Genomic DNA, 19,248 nt, shown 5'->3' on the forward strand with positions numbered 1-19,248 from the left:
TTTCATATTATTTAAATATTTTTAATTATTATTTCCAAGTAGGAAGATAAGAACCTAAAAAGTTTTCATTATAAACTTTTTCTACTATATCAGATTGATAAGTTTCTACAACTTTTTTGTATAATTCATTATCTTTATCTTTAGTTCTTGCAGCTATTAAATTAACAAAAGATTTTCCGCTGTAAATAGAAGGGTCATCTTTAAATATATAATCAGAACCCGGATTCAAGCCGAAATCTATAGCATAGTTTCCGTTTATAACAGCACAAGCAACATCAGGAAGAACACCGTAAATAGCACCGGCATCCATTTCCACTATTTCAATATTCAAAGGATTTTCTATTATATCGCTTACACTAGGAGTATCTCCTGCCTCAGGTCTTACTTTAATAATTCCTGCAGCCTGAAGAACTTTTAAAGCTCTTCCTCCATTAGAAGGATCATTAGGTATAGCTATTTTATCTCCGTTTTTTAATTCTTTTACATCTGTAATATTAGTAGAATAAATATTCATAGCAGATATATAAGTATCAGCAATAGCAGTTAAATCATATCCTTTATTTGATACTTCATCATTAAAGTATGCATAATGCTGAAAAGCATTCAAATCAATTTCTCCGTCATTTAAAGCCTGATTCGGTATAGTATAATCAGAGAAAGAAACTAATTCTACTTTTATTCCTTCTTCAGCTAATTTAGCTACTATAGGATTCCAGATTTGGTAATCAGACTCTCCGGCAAAACCAACTTTAACCACCTTTTGATCACCAGAAGAATTATTTCCACATGATAATATCATTAATGACAATATAACTGATGATATCAATAATAAAAATTTTTTCATTTTCGCTCCTTTATTAAATTTTAATGAAATTAGTTTATTTAGATTATATTATTTTTTGAATAATTTCAATAAAAAGTACTAATAATTAATAATAATTCCCTGCAATTTTCCAGATTCAACAAGCTCTTTAATCCTCTTTTTATAAGAATCAGCTATAGTTTTATAAACACTATTATTTTCATCTTCTAATCTTGCAGCTATTAAATTGATATACATATCAGAATCATATTTACTAGGATCATCATAATATAAAATATTTGCATCCTTAACATCAAAACTAAGATTGAAATTAATAAAAGCTCCGTCAACAGATGATATAACATAATAAATATTATTTGCATCTATAGCTTCAAACTCTAATTGCAAATAATTTTCTATTATATCATTTGTAGTAAAATGATAATTAATATTATTTTTTTTCATCAATTTTATTATACCAATAGATTCCAATATTTTTAAAGCTCTTGAGAAATTTACTTCATCGTTAGCAACTGCTATTTTAGAATGCATCTGTAATTGAGACAAATTAGTTAAATTTTTTGAATACATATTCATAGAAGCTGTAAAAGTTTTATCTATTATAGTTAGGTAATAATCATTTTTATTTGTCTCATTAACAAAATAATCATAATTTTGAAAATGATTCAAATCTATATTCCCGCTATTTAATGCCTTATTTATTACAGAATAATCAGCAAATTGTATTAATTCTAAAATGATATTTTGTTCTTTCATTTCATTGGATACATATTCCCATATATCTATATCAAACTCGCCTATATATCCTATCTTTACTATATTTTCTTTTTTAGAATTACAAGAAACAACAAATAATAATAACATAAATAATACTTTTTTCATTCTATACATCCTAATAATTATTAATCAATCATAATAAAACCATTTAATATATTTCCTTCTATCTTTTTTCTCATTTTCTGCCTGTAGCTTTCTGTTATAAACTTGTAAAGATTATAATCTTTATCTTTTTCCCGGCATACAATCAAATTGGCATAAGACATCATACCGCGATGTGAATATTTAGATACATCATCATAATATATAATTTTATAATCTGTATGACCTGAAATAAAACCATAATTTATGACTGCCGCATCTAATTTATCCAGATTATAATAAATGATATTTGCATCCATAGGAATAAATTGAATATTTAAATTATTTTCTGTAATATTATATATTTTATAAAATTTTTTATCAGACCTTTCAAGATTAATAATATTTGCCGCTCTTAATATCTGCAATGCTCTTGATAAATTTACTTCATCATCAGGAACAGCTATTTTAGCATTCGATGATATTTGATTTATATTTGTAAGAAACTTTGAATATATATTCATAGGAGCAACAAAAGTCCTTCCCATAACATAAAGATCATAATTATATTTATTAGTTTCATTAACAAAATAAATATAATTTTGAAAAGAATTCAAATCTATATCGCCATCATCCAACGTCTTATTCAAAATATCATAATCTTCAAAATATATAAGTTCCAATCTAGCATTCTCTATCTTTAACTCTTCATCTATTTGCATCCATATATCATAATCAAATTCACCAATATGACCTACTTTTACAACTTCAGTATTAGAATCTTCACAGGAAATTATATTTATTAATAAAAAAAAATTTAATAAATATTTCATATTTCCTCCAAACTAAAAATTATAAAATCACCAAACTGCTATATATATGCCGTTAAAATTTTTATTGTATATCTCTTTAACTTCATCAGACTGATATGCTTTTACTATTTTTTTATATATTTCACTATCTTTATCTTTTGTCCTTACAGCTATAATATTTACATAATTTTTATCTGCATAGTTGCTAGGATTATCTTTAAATATAGAGTCCGTATAAGGATCAAGTCCGAAACTTAAAGCAAAATTACTGTTAATAACAGCACATGCTATATCCGGAAGCAAACTATATATATTTGCAGCATTAACTTCAATTATATCCAAATATAATTTATTTTCTTCTATATCATTTATAGTAGGATTCTGCTTGTATATATATTTTAATTTTATAATACCAGCTGCTTCTAATACTTTTAAAGCTCTGCCTCTATTAGAATCATCATCTGGTATAGCTATTTTATCATATTCCTTAATCTGATTAATATTTGTTATATTATAGGAATATATATTCATAGCGGCAATACATGTATCCGCTATAGCAGTCAATTCATATCCTTTATCTTCTAACTCCTGATTAAAAAAAGCATAATGCTGAAAATTATTTAAATCAATTTTTCCTTCATTCAAGTCTTTATTAGGAGAAAAGTAATCAATATAAGAAATTAATTCTATTTCTATATTATCATTAGAAACTTTTTTCATAACCTCCTGCCAAATAACTTTATCAGATTCTCCTATATATCCCACTTTTACAATATTAGCATTCTTATCTGCATTAGAACATGAAAAAGAAAATATAAAAGTAAAAAGTAAAATTATTTTTTTCATATTTTTCATAGCATTATCATCTTAATATAATCATTTTTAAAAAATTTATCTAATTAATTTAATAATCTAATTTATAATAATACTATAATTCTCAATAAATATTATTACATATTCAAAGCCAACTCATAATTTTTTTTCATAACACTGCATGATTCAGAAAATAATTTTTTCTCTTCATCATTCATTTTAAGTTCAATTATCTCCTCAACTCCGTTTCTTCCAAGCACTGCAGGAACAGAAGCATAAACATCATTTTGTCCGTATTCTCCATTTAAATATACCGAAACAGGAAGAACCCTATGTTCATCGCAAAGTATAGCACGAGAAACTTCAGCTAAAGCAGTACCTATTCCAAACTCTGTAGATCCTTTACCTTCTAAAACATCCCATCCGCCTCTTCTTCCTTTATTAGCTAATTCTTTCAAATCAAGACCTGAATATTTTTCTTTTTCCTTCATAAGCTCAAATAAAGGCTTTCCTGCTATAGTTACAGCCGACCATGCAACCATTTGGCTTTCTCCATGCTCCCCTAAAGCATAAGCATATATAGATTTTTGATCAACATTAATTGCCTCTGATATAGCCCTTCTTAATCTTGCAGAATCTAATGTTGTGCTTGTAGATATTATTCTCTTAGGATCATAATTTAATTTGTTTTGCAAATAATGAGTAATAACATCGGCGGGATTAGATATATTTATAATTATTCCTGAAAACTTAGTAGTTTTTATATTGCTTATTACATCTTTCATAACTTCTATAGTAGAGCCTAAAGTATCCATTCTAGTCTGATTAATATTAGGCAATGGACCTGCACATACCACCATTATATCAGCATCATCAATATCTTTGTAATTTCCTGCTTTAACTTCTACTCTATGAGGCAGGTAAACAGAAGCATCAAATATATCCAAAGCCTGAGAAAATGCTTTTTTCTCATCTATATCAATATAAACTATTTCTTCAACTAAACCCTGAGAAGCTAATGCATATCCGGCATGAGAACCCACATGTCCTGCCCCTATTAATACAGCTTTTCTTCTTTTTATATTATTCATAAAAATTCCTTTCATTAATATTTTTTATAATATTTTTTTAATGTGTAGCTTTTTTTACAATGAAATTTCCTACAGCCTGTATAATACCTACAAGTATTACAAGAAGTATTACAGACACATATATAATATCTAATTTATTTCTATAGTATCCAGACTGTATAGCATAAGTTCCAAGTCCGCCGGCCCCTACAGCTCCAGCCATAGCAGTAAGCCCTATTAAACTAATTGCAGTTATAGTAGTACCTCTTGCTATAGGAGCTATACTTTCTTTTAAATATACTCTAAAAATAATTGCTATAGGAGATGACCCCATAGACTGTGCCGCTTCTACCAAACCCGGATTCACTTCTGCTAAAGCACTTTCTATCTGTCTTGCAAAGAAAGGTACTGTTCCGAATATTAAAGGTATAATAGCCCCTTTTACACCTATAGCAGTACCCATTATAAATCTTGTAAGAGGCACAAGCATTGCAAGAAGTATTATAAATGGTATAGCTCTGAAAAAGTTAATTAATTTACTAAGAATCTCATATACTAATATATTCTCCATTATTCCGAATCTTTTAGTAACTATTAAAAGTACGCCTAAAAAACCGCCAGCAAAAAATGATATTATACCCGAATAAAAAAGCATCACAAATGTTTGTATTATGCTTTGATAAAGTCTAGGTAAATCTGCCATAACATTAGGCATTAAATTATTCATCATATCTAGCATCTTTTATTACCTCCGCATCAACATTTTGCTCTTGAAAGAACTTTATAGTATTAGTTATTCCGCCTTTTTCTTTTTCATGAAGTATAACTACTAATCCTCCAAGCAAACTATCATCTATAAGCTCTACATTCCCAAATATGATATTAACATCCACATTAAATTTTCTGGATACATGAGAAACTAAAGCCTCTCCCACACTATCTCTTTTGTATTTTAATCTTACTATACATTCGCCAGCTTTAATATTTGTAATCTTATCCTTTTCTTCAACAAGTGTATATATTTTTGAAAGATTTGAAGTAGTATCTATAAACTCCTGCGTAATTTGATTTTTTGGATGAGAAAATACTTCAAATATATCTCCTTCTTCGATTAAAGTACCCTTATTCATAACAGCAACTCTATGACAAAGTTCCTTAACTACATTCATTTCATGCGTTATTACAACTATAGTAATTCCTAAATCTTCATTTAACTTTTTTAATAATTTTAATATAGAAGAAGTTGTCTGCGGATCCAAAGCACTAGTTGCCTCATCGCATAAAAGTATCTGAGGATCATTGGCTAAAGCTCTTGCAATTGCAACTCTTTGTTTTTGTCCGCCGCTTAATTGCGAAGGATAAACATTAGCCTTTTCTTTTATATCTACAAGCTCAAGCAAAGACATAACTTTTTTTTCTATTTCTTCTTTTGAAAGCCCTCTGTATCTTAAAGGATATGCAACATTTTTAAATACTGTTCTTGAACTAAACAAATTAAACTGCTGAAATATCATACCCATTTTTTTTCTTTTTTCTCTAAGTTCTTTGGGTTTTAAAGATGTTAATTCCTCTTCATCTACATATACTTTTCCTGATGTAGGTCTTTCTAATAAGTTTATGCATCTTACTAAAGTTGATTTTCCAGCTCCTGAAAAACCTATTATTCCGTATATCTCACCTTTATTTATTTTTAAAGATACATTATTAACTGCATTAAGCTGTTTATTTTTGGCTGTTTTAAATACCTTACTGACATTTTCCAAAACTATCATCTATTATCCTAAAAATTAGATTATTCAATTTATCGAAATATTATAATTATATATTTTTAAATATATCTGTCAATAGTAATAAGAACTTTGGCTAGTGCTAGTATTTCTATTATAGGCATTAAACCAATTATCATATATATTTGTTTTTTTATATTCATAAATTTCTTACTCATATTTATAAACATACCCCAATGCATGCCTAAATGTAAAGACATCAATATAAGTCCCCAATAGCAGCAAATTATATGCAGTCTTTTATTAAATACTTTAATTCCTTCAAGATTAAAAAATTCAACTACATTTCTATTAAATAATATTCCGCTTATAATTAATCCAAGCATACATATAAAGAGCATAGTATTTATAAATGTATTCAATATTCTATTTAAACTATATTTTCCTTTATTAAGATTTTTATACCAATGAAAATTCAGTATATGATGAAGTATGAAAAATATAAAAATTAAATATCCCAAATATTCATGCATAGTACGGCCGGTAAAACGATACCCAATTAAAACAAAAAAAAGAATAGTCATTGTTATATCTATAAATATTTTAATTTTATTTTTCATATATAATTTTCTCCCTATTACAGAATAAGTTTATTTTAAAAAGTAAAATAATATATAGCATGCTATTTAGATTATTAGACGAATTATATGCTTAAAAGTTTCTGATGATTTCTTATTTTTGTAAAAAAATTATACTTTTATTTATTTTAGTATAGATTACATTCCCCGCCCTTTTATATTTTCTGCTTAACTTAAAATTAAGAATTTAAATTTATTTTATTGCTTAATAAGAAATTACAGCACCCGCCCAAGTTTTATTTATTTTTTTAGCATTAATTAACGCATGTTAAAATAAAATTCTATTTTTTAGTAAAATTTGAATTAGAGATTATTATTGTTCATTGTATTTATACTGCATGCGTTTTTAAAATTAAAAAAATAAGTACATAGAAATTAAAAATTAAATCTCTATGTACTTTCGAGTATATATGATTGAAAAACTTAGTGTATAAAAAATAAAATCTATTTGCTTGGTTTAAAAAAGTTAAGTCTTAAAGCATTAGTAACTACTGACACAGAGCTTAAACTCATGGCAAGAGCAGCAAATATAGGATTCAAAAGTAAATCCTTACCCATAATAGCAACTAAAAAATCTCCTATAGAAGAAGCTATTAAAGGCTCTCTAAATACATGCAAAACTCCTGCGGCTATTGGTATGCCTATAACATTGTAGCAAAAAGCCCAAAAAAGATTCTGTTTAATATCTCTCATAGTAGCTTTACTTAATTCTATTGCAGTTACTACATCATTGGTGTTTGATTTTACCAATACTATATCAGCACTCTCTATCGCAACATCAGTACCGCTTCCTATAGCAATGCCCACATTAGCCTGAGTTAAAGCTGGAGCATCATTTATACCATCTCCTACCATAGCAGCAATATTTCCTTCGTCCTGAAGTTTTTTTACTTCTTTTGATTTCTCTTCTGGTAGAACTTCGGCAAATACTATATCAATACCTGCTTCTTTTGCAACCGAATTAGCTGTATTTTTATTGTCTCCTGTTATCATGGCAGTTTTTATACCCAATTTATGAAGTCTTCTTATAGCATCAATGCTTTCTTTTTTTAATTTATCAGCACAAGCTATAACACCTAAAAGTTTATTATCATAGGCAACATACATAGGAGTTTTGCCCTCTTTTGAAAGGCTTTCCATATATGAATGATAACTCTCTGTATTAATATTTTCTTTATTCATAAGTTTATCATTACCCATTAATACTTTTTTATTATCAATGGATACTTCTATACCAAAACCTGCTATAGCTTTAAAATTTTCTATATCAAGGAGTTTAATATTTTTTTCTTTAGCCTCTCTTACTATGGCCTCCCCTAATGGGTGTTCGCTTCCGTTTTCAGCACTTGCCGCTATTAAAAGAAGTTTATCTTTATCATCAGAAATAATATCAGTAACATAAGGTTTGCCCTCTGTTAGAGTGCCTGTTTTATCAAACATTACAGCATTTATTTTTTGAGATACTTCCAACGCCTCAGCATTTTTAAAAAGTATTCCAAGCTCAGCACCTTTTCCAGTACCAACCATTATAGCAGTAGGAGTAGCAAGCCCCAAAGCACAAGGACAAGCGATAACCAGTACAGAAACAAATACGGTTAAAGAAAATACAAAATTATGCAAAGCTATAAACCATATAACAGCTGATATCAAAGCTATAGTAATAACAGCAGGTACAAAATACGAAGATACAACATCAGCAATATGTGCTATAGGAGCTTTTGAGCCTTGTGCATCTTCTACAAGTTTTATAATCTGAGCTAATGCCGTATCAGCACCCACTTTCTGAGCCTTAAACTTAAAACTTCCAGTCTTATTAATTGAAGCACCAACCACCTTATCACCAACACTTTTTTCAACAGGTATGCTCTCTCCTGTAAGCATTGATTCATCTACACTGCTGTATCCTTCTATAATCTCTCCGTCAACAGGTATCTTCTCACCCGGGCGTACCAAAACTATATCATCAACTTTTACTTCCGAAATTTTTATCTCTTTCTCTTCACCGTCTTTTATTATAGTGGCTGTTTTTGGCTGAAGTCCCATAAGTTTTTTTATAGCCTCTCCAGTTTTTCCTTTGCTTCTTGCCTCCAAATATTTACCAAACTGTACTAAAGTAATTATAACAGCAGCTGATTCATAATAAAGATTTTCACCATGAGGATTAAGCCCCATAAATGCCAAAATACTAGAATATACACTATAAACAAATGCCGCAGTTGTACCTATTGCTACAAGCGAGTCCATATTAGGCGAGCCTCTGAAAAGTGCAGGATAACCTAATGTATAAAACTTATAGCCTGATATCATAACAGGTACGCATAAAAGTATAGCTACTATAGAAAAGACCTGAGGGTTTATATGATGAACCAAAAAACTAGGTATTGGAAACTTTACTATACTAACCATAGGTGCCATAGATATATAAAAAAGAGGTATGGAAAATACTGCTGATACTATTAATCTTATTTTCTGCTCTTTTATCTCTCTTGCCTTTCTCTCGGCAGGGTCTTCCTCCTTGCCTACTACCTGATATCCGGCCTTTACTACTACATTTACTATATCATCATACTTTAGTTTTTTTTCATCGTAATTAAATACAGCTTTTTCTGTAGCTATATTAACATTAGCATCTTCAATGCCTTCAGTCTTTTTTAATGCTCTCTCTACTGCCCTAGAACAAGCAGCACAGTGCATGCCTCCTATTTTTAAAGTCATTTTCATATATAAATACCTCTATATAAAACATATTTAATTTTACTATTTTTTATAGAATGTTACAATAGTCTAACAATATAATTATAATAATTTTTTAATAAAATTCAAGTAGGGTATATAGGTATATATAAAAATAAACAAAAAAAATAGTCTTTATATTATTAATATACAGACTATTTTTCAATTATTTCTTAATTGTGATTAATTTTTTTGAATTTTTGATAATTTTTCAGATTCAATATAATATTTATAATTTTCTACTTTGCTAAGTATGATAAATTGAAATTCTGTAATAGAATCATTTCCAACTTTCATAGTCAATGTATAATTACCTTTTTCATCACTTGAATGATATGTATGTTTAGCATTATCCAACTGAATATTGCTGAAATCAAAAATATTTGGAATATGTACTCTTGCAATTTTATCTTTTTCATAAATATCAACATATACATTAATATCTTCAGGTACTCCGACATTAATTTCATCTAAAGTTTTAATAGTTAATTTAGCATTTCCTTCAAACTCTATGGAACCATCATCTATATTAACAGATGGAATACTTTTAGAATCTCCATAATTATTTATCCCTGTATTTTCATTATCACTTATATTGCTGTCTGAACTCCCTCTTGAGGTATTATTATTTTCAATAGGATTTGACGGATTATTCTTTACACATGATACTGCAAATAAAATTGTAATCATTATTAAAAGTATCTTTAATTTCATTCTTATTTCCTTTGTTATTATTTTTTATTATTTTTCATATATAAAAATATAATATTTATATATAAAAATATAAAAAATTTATTTCATATTAAATATTTCCTTAAAATAAAATTAAATTAAATTTACATACAATTAATATATTAACAAATCTAAGAATTTTATTTAAAATAATAATATAATTATAAAATATTTTTACCAAAAAACATAAATATACCTACTACTGTAAAAATACATATATAATTAAAAAATAAATTATTTTTATTGATTTTATTGTATATGATACGAATAATACATTTATATTATATTATTTGTTTTTTAAATAATTATCAAAATATTCTATAGTCTTTTTCAAACCGTCTTCCAATTTGTATTCAGGCTTCCAATTAAGTTTTTCTTTAGCTAATGTTATATTAGGCTGTCTTTTTATTGGATCATCTTTAGGAAGATCTTTAAAAACTATTTCGGATTTTGAATTTGTCATTTCTATAATTTTTTGAGCAAATTCTAAAACAGTCATTTCAGCAGGATTTCCTAAATTTACAGGTCCTATAAAATTGTCTGCATTCATCATTTTTACAGCACCGTCTATTAAATCATCACAATAACAGAAACTTCTGGTTTGGCTTCCGTTTCCATAAACTGTTATAGGTATATTCTGAAGTGCCTGCATAATAAAATTTGAAACCACTCTGCCGTCATATTCATTCATTCTAGGACCATAAGTATTAAATATTCTTATTATCTTTATATCGGTTTTATACTCCCTGTAATAATCCATCATCAAAGTTTCAGCTCCTCTTTTGCCCTCATCATAGCAGCTTCTTATACCATTGGGATTAACATGTCCCCAATAAGTTTCTCTTTGAGGATGCTCTAAAGGATCGCCGTATACCTCACTAGTTGAAGCTTGAAGTATTCTGGCATTGCAATCTCTTGCTAAATTAAGCATATTAAGTATGCCTAAAACACTTGTTTTAAAAGTATGTATGGGATTTCTTTGATAATGTATTGGAGAAGCGGGACATGCAAAATTATAAATCTCATCGCATTCTATATGTATAGGTTCTGTTATATCATGTCTTATACTTTCAAAATTTTTATTATCTAATAAATGTTTAATATTTTCTTTACTGCCTGTAAAAAAATTATCTATAGATATTACATAGTTTCCTTCATTTAATAATCTTTCACATAAATGAGAGCCCAAAAATCCAGCTCCGCCTGTTACAATAATTCTTTTCATGAAAAATCCTTCAAGTTTATTTAATATATATTATAACATATAATTAAATATTTCAATTAAAATTATCATATATTATTTAAATATATTTTTATATTTTAAAAATTAATTCACACACCCCGCCCTTTTATATTTTTTGCCTAAATTTAAAATTAAAGCTTTACTAATATTCAGCACTCATATTACAAAAAGCATGCTCGCCCTAGATTTAATTATATTTTTAATACAATTCACGCACGGTAAAAATATCTTTTAATATAATCAAAATTATATCATTAATAAATTTAAATTATTTGCTTAGTTTACCGTGCGTTCTAAAGATTAAAAATATATAAAAGTTTTTATTATAACATATATAAATGACAAAAATTGTCGCTTTTATTAAATTATAAAAAATAAATAGCCTTAAATGAATTAAATAAAATCCTTAAGGTTTTTTTTATATTACCGTTAATATCAGCAGTTAATTACTAAATAAAGGAGTTATTAGTATGACTATCAATGGAATAAATAATAATATACAGCAGACATCACAAGTTCAAATGCCTGTCCCTAAAGAAAATAACTCAGCTCAAAATCCCTCTAATATACAAAGGATAAGCCAGCAAGGAAGCGGCATATCTCCTCTTTCAAGCAGATACACTTATGCTATAGGACGCGATGGTAAAAGATATGTTTTGCAGCTTAGAATAGATATATCTTCTGTAAGAGCTTTCAGTTCATTAGCATAAGTATATTTTTTATAAAATACTTATGCTATAAATATATTTCTATTCTAAATTAGAAATTTAAATACAAATTAATATTAATTAGATTTCTTAACTACTATTCTGTTTCCCTCTACAAGAATAACTTTTAAACTGCTGCCTTTATCTATAAACTCGCCTTCGCTTACGGCATCATATCTCTTTCCATCTATAACTATATAGCCTGAAGGTCTGAAAAAAGTATCAGCAATGCCCTCTTTACCAATTAAATCCTCATAAGAAATACTTGAATGATATCCTGAAGTATCACTGTCTAATGTAATCTTATTTTTAAAATCTTTTGACTTACTCATAAACCTTGCAATTAATACTACAAGTATAATATCTATTATTAAAGATACAAATATCACAAAAGAAGCTACAGCTATATTATGTATTCCGAAAGAAATAAATATTCCAGCTACAATTCCTATTATCCCAAGTATACCTGTGATTCCAAAGCCCGGAATAAGAAATATTTCTACGCAAAGAAGAATAACTCCAAGAAGGAATATTGCTGGTGATAAAAAATTACTGCTTCCGGAAAAAAACTGAACAAAGAAAAATACAGCAAAAGCTATTATCGCTGTTACGCCTCCCACACCAAAGCCCGGAGTTTTCATTTCAATATATATTCCCGCTATTCCTATAGACATTATAATACTTAAAATAAAAGGATTAAGCAGAACCTTCAATACGGAATCATATCCTTCTTCTTCTATATTAACTATTTCTGCATTATTCATATTTTTTAATTCTAATATATCATTTATAGAATTTGCTTTCTTATCTGCAATATTTATAGATACTGCCTCATCCGCACTTAATGTTAATAAAGTCTTATCATCTAAATCAATACCGTCACTTTTTTTAGTTAAAACTATAGTTTCATCAACCATAGCCTCAGCAGCTTTAATATTCTTTTTAGTAGTTTCTGCAGAAGATCTCATTGCCGCACGCATTGCACTCACCTCTTTTTCTCCTGCTTTTTTAGGTTCATTCCCATTTAAATATACAGGAGTTGCTGCCCCTATTACACTGCCGTCAGACATGTAAATTTCTTTAGCACTCAATGATATTAAAGCCCCAGCAGATAATGCATTCTTATTGATATAAACAACTACAGGTACATCACTTTCCATAATATAATTCTTTATGGATAAGGCCGATGAAAGAAGTCCGCCAGGAGTATCAAGCTCTAATATAATCAAATCTGCTTTTTCATCATTTGCTTTATCTATAGCCTTTTTTAAATATCCTGCATACCATCTGTCTATCTCTTGAAATTCATGTTTTTTTATAACATAAACTTTATTATCTTTTGAATATAAATAATTAGAAAAGATAAAAATGCTCAAAAAAAGTATTATTAATATATTATTAAATTTTTTCATTGACCTCACTCTCTTTTTTATTATATATTATCATTTTAGTATAACTTATATTTTTTTCAAGCGGAAATTTTTAACGCCGTTTAATAGCATATCATTCATTGTTTAAATTATAATAAAAAAATAGTATATATTTTAAGCATATCATATAACGGCGGTATAAACATAATAAAATTAAAAAACACTTGGGTGGGTAATTATAGATTCTAATTTAGCAATAAAAAAATTAAAAGTTTTAATCCAGATTTAAATTATAAAACTAAAGGGTGGGCATGAAAATAAAGCTTTAAAATTTAATTACATACCCCGCCCTTTTTTCCATAAAAACTATTCAGAAATTTCTGCTTATTATTTTTTATATACTAATGCTGCAATAATAAAACCCGCCCAAGTTTTGTTTATATTGTAAAATTTTTTCATGACTGAAAACTTATTATCAATGTACCTGCCGCTATAAACAGCATGCCTATAATAACTTTTATATTCAAGGCCTCTTTTAAAAAGACGGCCGCTAATATTATAGTAAAAACTATAGAAAGTTTATCTATAACTATTACCTTATTAACATTTCCAATCTGAAGTGCTTTAAAATAAAAAATCCAAGATAAACCTGTAGCTATACCAGATAATACTATAAATATAACAGTCTTTGTATTTAGATTTTTTATAGTTTCAATTGTATTTATAGAGTTTAATGAATTAGTATAAAAAACTATAATCCAAGACATTATTAATATAATAATAGTTCTTATGGCAGTTGCTAAATTAGAATTAATATTTGATAATCCTATCTTTATAAGTATAGCAGTAAGGGATGCAAATATTGATGATAATAATGCAAAAATAATATCCATAAAAATCTCTTAATTTTTAATATAGTGTTTTATTTTTTATAAAATTAGTTTTTATTTATCATATTTTTATGAAGATAAAGCACATTATCTAAAAGCATAGAAACTGTAACACTTCCAACTCCATTCGGTACAGGAGTAATATAAGAAGCTATCTTAGAAGCCTCCTCAAAATCAACATCTCCTTTTAAAGAACCGTCTTCTAATACATTTATACCTATGTCTATAACAACAGCATCTTTCTTTATATACTCACCCGTAATAAATTCAGGCTTTCCAATAGATACACATAATATATCAGCATTTTTGCAAATATCTTTTAAATTTTTAGTTTTTGAATGTGCTATTGTTACAGTAGCTGATTTCTGTAAAAGTAAATGTGCTAAAGGCTTACCAACTATCTCACTCCTTCCTATAACAACAGCATTAGCACCTTCTATATTGATACCTGATTTCTCTATTAAAGCCATAGCACTCTTTGCTGTACAAGGAACTAAATTGCTGTCTCCTATAAATATCCTGCCTAAATTGACATGCGATATTGCATCAGCATCTTTTTCTATTGAAATTGTTTCATAAACTTTTTTCTTGTTTATATGTTTAGGAAGAGGCATCTGAATCATTATTCCGCTTGTCTCAGCTTCTTCATTTAAATATTCTATCAATGTCAAAAAATCTTCTTCTGTTGTGTTTACAGAAAGGTTATGCAAAGATCCTATCATTCCGACACTTTCAGCCTGCTTCTTTGCTCTTGTAAAATAAACTTCTGTAGACTTATCATCTTCAAAATATATAAAATCTATTCTTGGTTTTCTTTCAAGAAGTTCTGTTTCCTTTTTTATTCTTTCTTTTATCTCTTTGGCTAATTCTCTGCCGTCTAAAATATTAAACATATAAACTCCTAATGAAATTTTAAATTTTCTTATTATTTTTTATAATAATATAATGCCGCAAAATAAAATACAAGTATAGATTTTTTAATATTTATATTGTATATTATTAAGCTATGATAAAAAAAATATTCATTATCTTTTTTACAATCTTAACTATAAACAGCATATCCTTTGCTCAGAAAAAAATAATAATATTTGAAACAGAATACAGTAATAATTATAACTCTTATGCAGTGAAAGATTTAATAATAAAAAATTTATTCGTTAATTCTGACTTTCATATAATACCTTATATGCCGTATAAAAAAAGTGATTATAAAGAAATAAAATCAAAAATTAAAGAACTTACTTTAAATAATAATGCCGATTTATCAATAACTTATGATCTGTTTAAATATAAAAACGGACTTGTACTTAATTATGTAATATTTGACAGAGAAAAACCTAATGAATGGAAAGAAAAAAATATTTATTCAAAAGAAGAAAATTTATTTGAATCTATTAATAAAGTATTAGAAGATATATATTCCTATTCCAAGAAAAATAATAATCTTATAACAGAAGATGAATACATTTCTCTTATAGGTTATTACAGCCAAATAATAAACAGTAATGATAAGAACAAAGTTTATGAAATGTTTTTTAATTTCTACAAAGATAATATTTATTTCAATATGGATTATTTAGAATATCTTACAGAAAAAGGAAATAAAAATTCTATTAATGATATGACTGCAATAATAGATAATATAAAAAAGTACTTGGATAAAAATAATCATTATTATCTGTCTGCTTTAGGAGATTTATATTACAGCAGATATAAAGTTAATGTAGAAAATGATGATATAGAAAAAAGTATAGAAAATTATAACAAAGCAATAAATACTAAAAAAGATAATTATATATATTATAGAAAACTTGCTGATGCTTATATATTAAAAAATGATTATGACAATGCTTCAAAGTGTTATAATGCCGCTATAGAAATTTATGATAAAGATATAAATTTAATAAAAGATGCTGTGTATTTGCTTAAGAGAGATATGAATCAGAATGGGAATTTAGTAATAGGATATTTGAAAAAGATTATTGATATAAATAAAAATGATGATGAGGCTTTAGAAGAATTAGCGGGCATATATGAAAATTTGGGCGATAAATATAATTCTCAAATCTATTATAGTAAATTACTTGAAGCTGTTAATTATAATCTTTACATAATCAATAATGAAAAACCTAATCCTGTATTATATGATAAATACATAAAAAAGCGAAATGAAATAACAAAAAAACTAGAAAAATTACAAATATAATATTTTATACATCTAGTATACAAAAAATATATTTACTGTATAATTCTGTAGCTATAGAAAATATTTTATATAAAAAAAGGGAAAAAAATGAAAATTATTAATAGTATAATAACAAATACTAATAATGTAATGTATGGTTATCTTCTTCTTGCTGTATTTTTTGTTATTTCTGTTTTCTTTACCATAAGATTAAGAGGTATACAAATTTCTCATTCTATACATGCTTTAAAACTTTTATTTTCAAAGCATGAAAAAGGAGACGGAATTCCAGGATTTGTAAGTTTTTGTATAAGTACCGCTTCAAGAGTTGGTACAGGAAATATTACAGGGGTTATGGGAGCTGTATCTGCAGGAGGACCGGGAGCTTTATTTTGGATGTGGATAATGGCTATTTTAGGCGGAAGTTTAGCTTTTTCGGAAAGTACATTAGCTCAGCTTTATAAAGAAAAAGATTCTCAAGGAAAATTTATAGGAGGGGCTTCTTTTTATATAAAAAGCAAATTAAAAAAACCTGTAATAGCAGTATTATTTGCTTTATGTATGATATTCACATATACAACTTTTAATGGCGTTCAGGCCAATACAATATCAAGTGCTTTATCAAAATATAATGTATCATTTATTATAACTGCTATTATATTAACAGTAATTACAGGAATAATATTATTCAGTAAAAAAAGAGATACTATAACTCATGCCTGCGTATTCATAGTACCTGTTATGGCAATACCTTATATATTAATGGGACTTTTTATATTTTTTACTAATTTGCCTTCAGTACCTTCAGTATTTCAAAATATATTTGTACAGGCATTTAAGCCTAGTGCTGTTTTTGGAGGTGCTATAGGAATTACAATTTCAAACGGATTAAAAAGAGGTTTATTCTCAAATGAGGCAGGTATGGGAGGGGCTCCGCATGCCGCTGCTGCTGCTCATACTTCTCATCCTTGTAAACAGGGTTTAATACAGATGTTCTCAGTATTTACTGATACTATATTAATATGTTCTATTTCGGGATTCATACTTCTATTATCTCCGGAAGCTATGAAAGAAGTTAAAAATATAGAAGGTATTAATTTATTCCAATATGCTATGGAATCTCATTTGGGAAGTTTCGGTTCTATATTTATTACTGTATGTATATTGTTTTTCTCTTACAGTTCTATACTAGGAAATTTTTTCTATATAAAAACAGGTGCAGCTGCTGTAAAAGATAATTTTATATCTTATATAATAGTTGGGCTTATGACTATAGTAATGGTATTTGCTGGTTCATTAGCTGAATTCAAAACTATATGGGGTGCAGGAGATATGTTTATGGGATTTATGGCTTTATTGAATATTATAGTTATGGTGATACTTAATAAACCTGTATACCTGCTTACTAAACATTATGTAAGTCAATTAAAAGAACATAAAGAACCTAAATTTAGTAAAGATATAATTGAAGAACTAAAAAATGATGATGCTATCACCCAATGGGATAATAAAAATTAATTGTAAAAAAATTGATTAATAGTAATAAATTAAATAAGGGCTTACACTTGATTAAAAGTAAAGCCCTTTATTTTTAATATCATAAAAATATATGCTATTTTTTAGAAGCATCTTTCATATAGTATTTATCCAAATTCTCTTTCATCTTTTTCAGTTTATCTTCAAATACTTTTGATATTCCTTTAATCTCTGATAAAGCATCTTCCAAATATTTTTTTTCTAGTCTTTTGCAACCTTCTACAAAACATTTCTCTATGGCATACTTGACAACAGCTTCAATATCAGCACCAGAATAACCTTCTGTTTTATCAAGAATACTAATAATATCCAATTTTGAAATATCCTGATTTCTTTTCTTTAGATGAAGCTCAAAAATCTCTTTTCTTTCTTTGGCATTAGGGAGATCCAATCTAAATGTTTCATCAAACCTTCCCTTTCTAAAAAACTCTGAAGGAAGTGAATTGATATCATTTGAGGTAGCAACAACATAAACAGCAGATTTTTTTTCCTGAAGCCATGTAAGTATATATCCCAAAAGCCTAGTAGTTATATCGCTTGCACCTCCTGTTCCGCCAATACCAGCAAAAGCCTTTTCAATTTCATCAATCCATAAAACACAAGGGGCGACTGCCTCAGATATTTTTATTGCCTCTCTTAAATTCTCTTCACTCTCTCCCACATATTTACCCATTAACTTACCGATATCAAGCCTTAAAAGAGGCATTTTAAAAATATTGGCTATTGCTTTTGAAGCTAAAGATTTTCCGCATCCCGGAAGCCCTACAAGTAAAATACCTTTTGGAATATCCACTCCGAATTTAATTGCCTTTCCTAAATTCTTAAATATATATTCCTTATTTCTAATATAATCTTTTAAATTGTCAAGCCCGCCTATATCATCAAGACTGCTTTCATCATTTACCATTTCTATAATGCCTGATTTTTTTATTATCTGTTCTTTTTCTTTTAATATAAAAGTTTTATCTTCTAAAGATAAAGAGCCTCCTTTATTATAGGCTAAATTTAATATCTGTTTAATTTCAAATTCGCTTAGTCCTTTAAGTGAAGATATAATCTCTAATTTTTCTGTATCTTTCATTTCCAAACCGTATGCTTTTATATATTCATC

The 19,248-nt window shown here is 27.4% G+C and carries 17 protein-coding genes and 1 pseudogene; 3 read left to right on the plus strand and 15 right to left on the minus strand.

Going from position 1 to position 19,248, the window contains the following annotated elements; all coding sequences use genetic code 11:
• Positions 1-28 precede the first annotated feature (28 nt).
• The 11 genes and pseudogenes from BHAMNSH16_RS06965 to BHAMNSH16_RS07015 all read right to left on the minus strand — a co-directional run bounded on the left by BHAMNSH16_RS06965 (position 29) and on the right by BHAMNSH16_RS07015 (position 11,431).
• Positions 29-844 carry a MetQ/NlpA family ABC transporter substrate-binding protein gene (locus BHAMNSH16_RS06965; protein WP_008728762.1) on the minus strand — a complete coding sequence of 272 codons (816 nt, stop codon included), beginning with the start codon at positions 842-844 and terminating at the stop codon, positions 29-31.
• Positions 845-922: 78 nt separating this feature from the next.
• Positions 923-1,705, minus strand: coding sequence for a MetQ/NlpA family ABC transporter substrate-binding protein (locus tag BHAMNSH16_RS06970; protein WP_069731413.1), 783 nt, complete (start codon positions 1,703-1,705; stop codon positions 923-925).
• Positions 1,706-1,725: 20 nt separating this feature from the next.
• Positions 1,726-2,514 carry a MetQ/NlpA family ABC transporter substrate-binding protein gene (locus BHAMNSH16_RS06975; protein WP_069731414.1) on the minus strand — a complete coding sequence of 263 codons (789 nt, stop codon included), beginning with the start codon at positions 2,512-2,514 and terminating at the stop codon, positions 1,726-1,728.
• A gap of 27 nt (positions 2,515-2,541) precedes the next feature.
• On the minus strand, positions 2,542-3,339 hold the full coding sequence (locus BHAMNSH16_RS06980) for a MetQ/NlpA family ABC transporter substrate-binding protein (RefSeq protein WP_008728758.1): 798 nt from the start codon (positions 3,337-3,339) through the stop codon (positions 2,542-2,544).
• A 104-nt stretch (positions 3,340-3,443) separates the two neighbouring features.
• Positions 3,444-4,397, minus strand: a complete 954-nt coding sequence (locus BHAMNSH16_RS06985; protein WP_069731415.1) for an L-lactate dehydrogenase — start codon at positions 4,395-4,397, stop codon at positions 3,444-3,446.
• Between the two features lie 37 nt (positions 4,398-4,434).
• Positions 4,435-5,115: a methionine ABC transporter permease gene (locus BHAMNSH16_RS06990; protein ID WP_008728756.1), complete on the minus strand. Its 681-nt coding sequence runs from the start codon at positions 5,113-5,115 to the stop codon at positions 4,435-4,437.
• The gene (locus BHAMNSH16_RS06995; protein WP_008728755.1) at positions 5,096-6,148 is read right to left on the minus strand and encodes a methionine ABC transporter ATP-binding protein; all 1,053 of its coding nucleotides are present in this window, start codon (positions 6,146-6,148) and stop codon (positions 5,096-5,098) included. The genes BHAMNSH16_RS06990 and BHAMNSH16_RS06995 overlap by 20 nt, the downstream gene beginning before the upstream one ends.
• 116 nt (positions 6,149-6,264) lie before the next feature.
• Positions 6,265-6,723, minus strand: a pseudogene (locus BHAMNSH16_RS07000) (DUF4405 domain-containing protein); the annotation flags it as partial.
• A gap of 462 nt (positions 6,724-7,185) precedes the next feature.
• Positions 7,186-9,462 (minus strand): heavy metal translocating P-type ATPase, encoded by a 2,277-nt coding sequence (locus BHAMNSH16_RS07005; RefSeq protein ID WP_008727995.1) that lies wholly within the window; start codon positions 9,460-9,462, stop codon positions 7,186-7,188.
• A 195-nt stretch (positions 9,463-9,657) separates the two neighbouring features.
• Positions 9,658-10,188, minus strand: coding sequence for a hypothetical protein (locus BHAMNSH16_RS07010; RefSeq protein ID WP_069731416.1), 531 nt, complete (start codon positions 10,186-10,188; stop codon positions 9,658-9,660).
• Between the two features lie 304 nt (positions 10,189-10,492).
• Entirely contained in the window at positions 10,493-11,431 is a 939-nt protein-coding gene (locus tag BHAMNSH16_RS07015; RefSeq protein ID WP_008730949.1) for a UDP-glucuronic acid decarboxylase family protein, read from the minus strand.
• A 488-nt stretch (positions 11,432-11,919) separates the two neighbouring features.
• On the opposite strand from BHAMNSH16_RS07015, the gene BHAMNSH16_RS07020 reads away from it, so the two are divergent.
• Positions 11,920-12,159, plus strand: coding sequence for a hypothetical protein (locus BHAMNSH16_RS07020; protein ID WP_008730950.1), 240 nt, complete (start codon positions 11,920-11,922; stop codon positions 12,157-12,159).
• A gap of 74 nt (positions 12,160-12,233) precedes the next feature.
• Here BHAMNSH16_RS07020 and BHAMNSH16_RS07025 read toward each other — a convergent pair whose 3' ends face one another.
• From BHAMNSH16_RS07025 to BHAMNSH16_RS07035, 3 genes are all read right to left on the minus strand, one after another.
• On the minus strand, positions 12,234-13,568 hold the full coding sequence (locus BHAMNSH16_RS07025) for an NfeD family protein (RefSeq protein WP_069731417.1): 1,335 nt from the start codon (positions 13,566-13,568) through the stop codon (positions 12,234-12,236).
• A 413-nt stretch (positions 13,569-13,981) separates the two neighbouring features.
• Positions 13,982-14,419 carry an EamA family transporter gene (locus BHAMNSH16_RS07030; RefSeq protein WP_008730952.1) on the minus strand — a complete coding sequence of 146 codons (438 nt, stop codon included), beginning with the start codon at positions 14,417-14,419 and terminating at the stop codon, positions 13,982-13,984.
• 44 nt (positions 14,420-14,463) lie between these two features.
• A complete protein-coding gene (locus BHAMNSH16_RS07035) occupies positions 14,464-15,309 on the minus strand; it encodes a bifunctional 5,10-methylenetetrahydrofolate dehydrogenase/5,10-methenyltetrahydrofolate cyclohydrolase (RefSeq protein WP_008730955.1) in 846 nt (281 codons plus the stop codon).
• A gap of 113 nt (positions 15,310-15,422) precedes the next feature.
• Between BHAMNSH16_RS07035 and BHAMNSH16_RS07040 the strand changes: the two genes are divergently transcribed.
• Together BHAMNSH16_RS07040 and BHAMNSH16_RS07045 are read left to right on the plus strand one after the other, a co-directional pair.
• Positions 15,423-16,622, plus strand: coding sequence for a tetratricopeptide repeat protein (locus tag BHAMNSH16_RS07040; RefSeq protein WP_069731418.1), 1,200 nt, complete (start codon positions 15,423-15,425; stop codon positions 16,620-16,622).
• 87 nt (positions 16,623-16,709) lie between these two features.
• Positions 16,710-18,119: an alanine/glycine:cation symporter family protein gene (locus BHAMNSH16_RS07045; protein ID WP_008726859.1), complete on the plus strand. Its 1,410-nt coding sequence runs from the start codon at positions 16,710-16,712 to the stop codon at positions 18,117-18,119.
• A gap of 94 nt (positions 18,120-18,213) precedes the next feature.
• Here the strand turns inward: BHAMNSH16_RS07045 and BHAMNSH16_RS07050 are convergent, their stop codons facing one another.
• A complete protein-coding gene (locus BHAMNSH16_RS07050; protein WP_008726858.1) occupies positions 18,214-19,218 on the minus strand; it encodes an AAA family ATPase in 1,005 nt (334 codons plus the stop codon).
• Between the last annotated feature and the right edge of the window lie 30 nt (positions 19,219-19,248).

The sequence above is a fragment of the Brachyspira hampsonii genome (genome assembly GCF_002214805.1).
GTDB lineage: Bacteria > Spirochaetota > Brachyspiria > Brachyspirales > Brachyspiraceae > Brachyspira > Brachyspira hampsonii.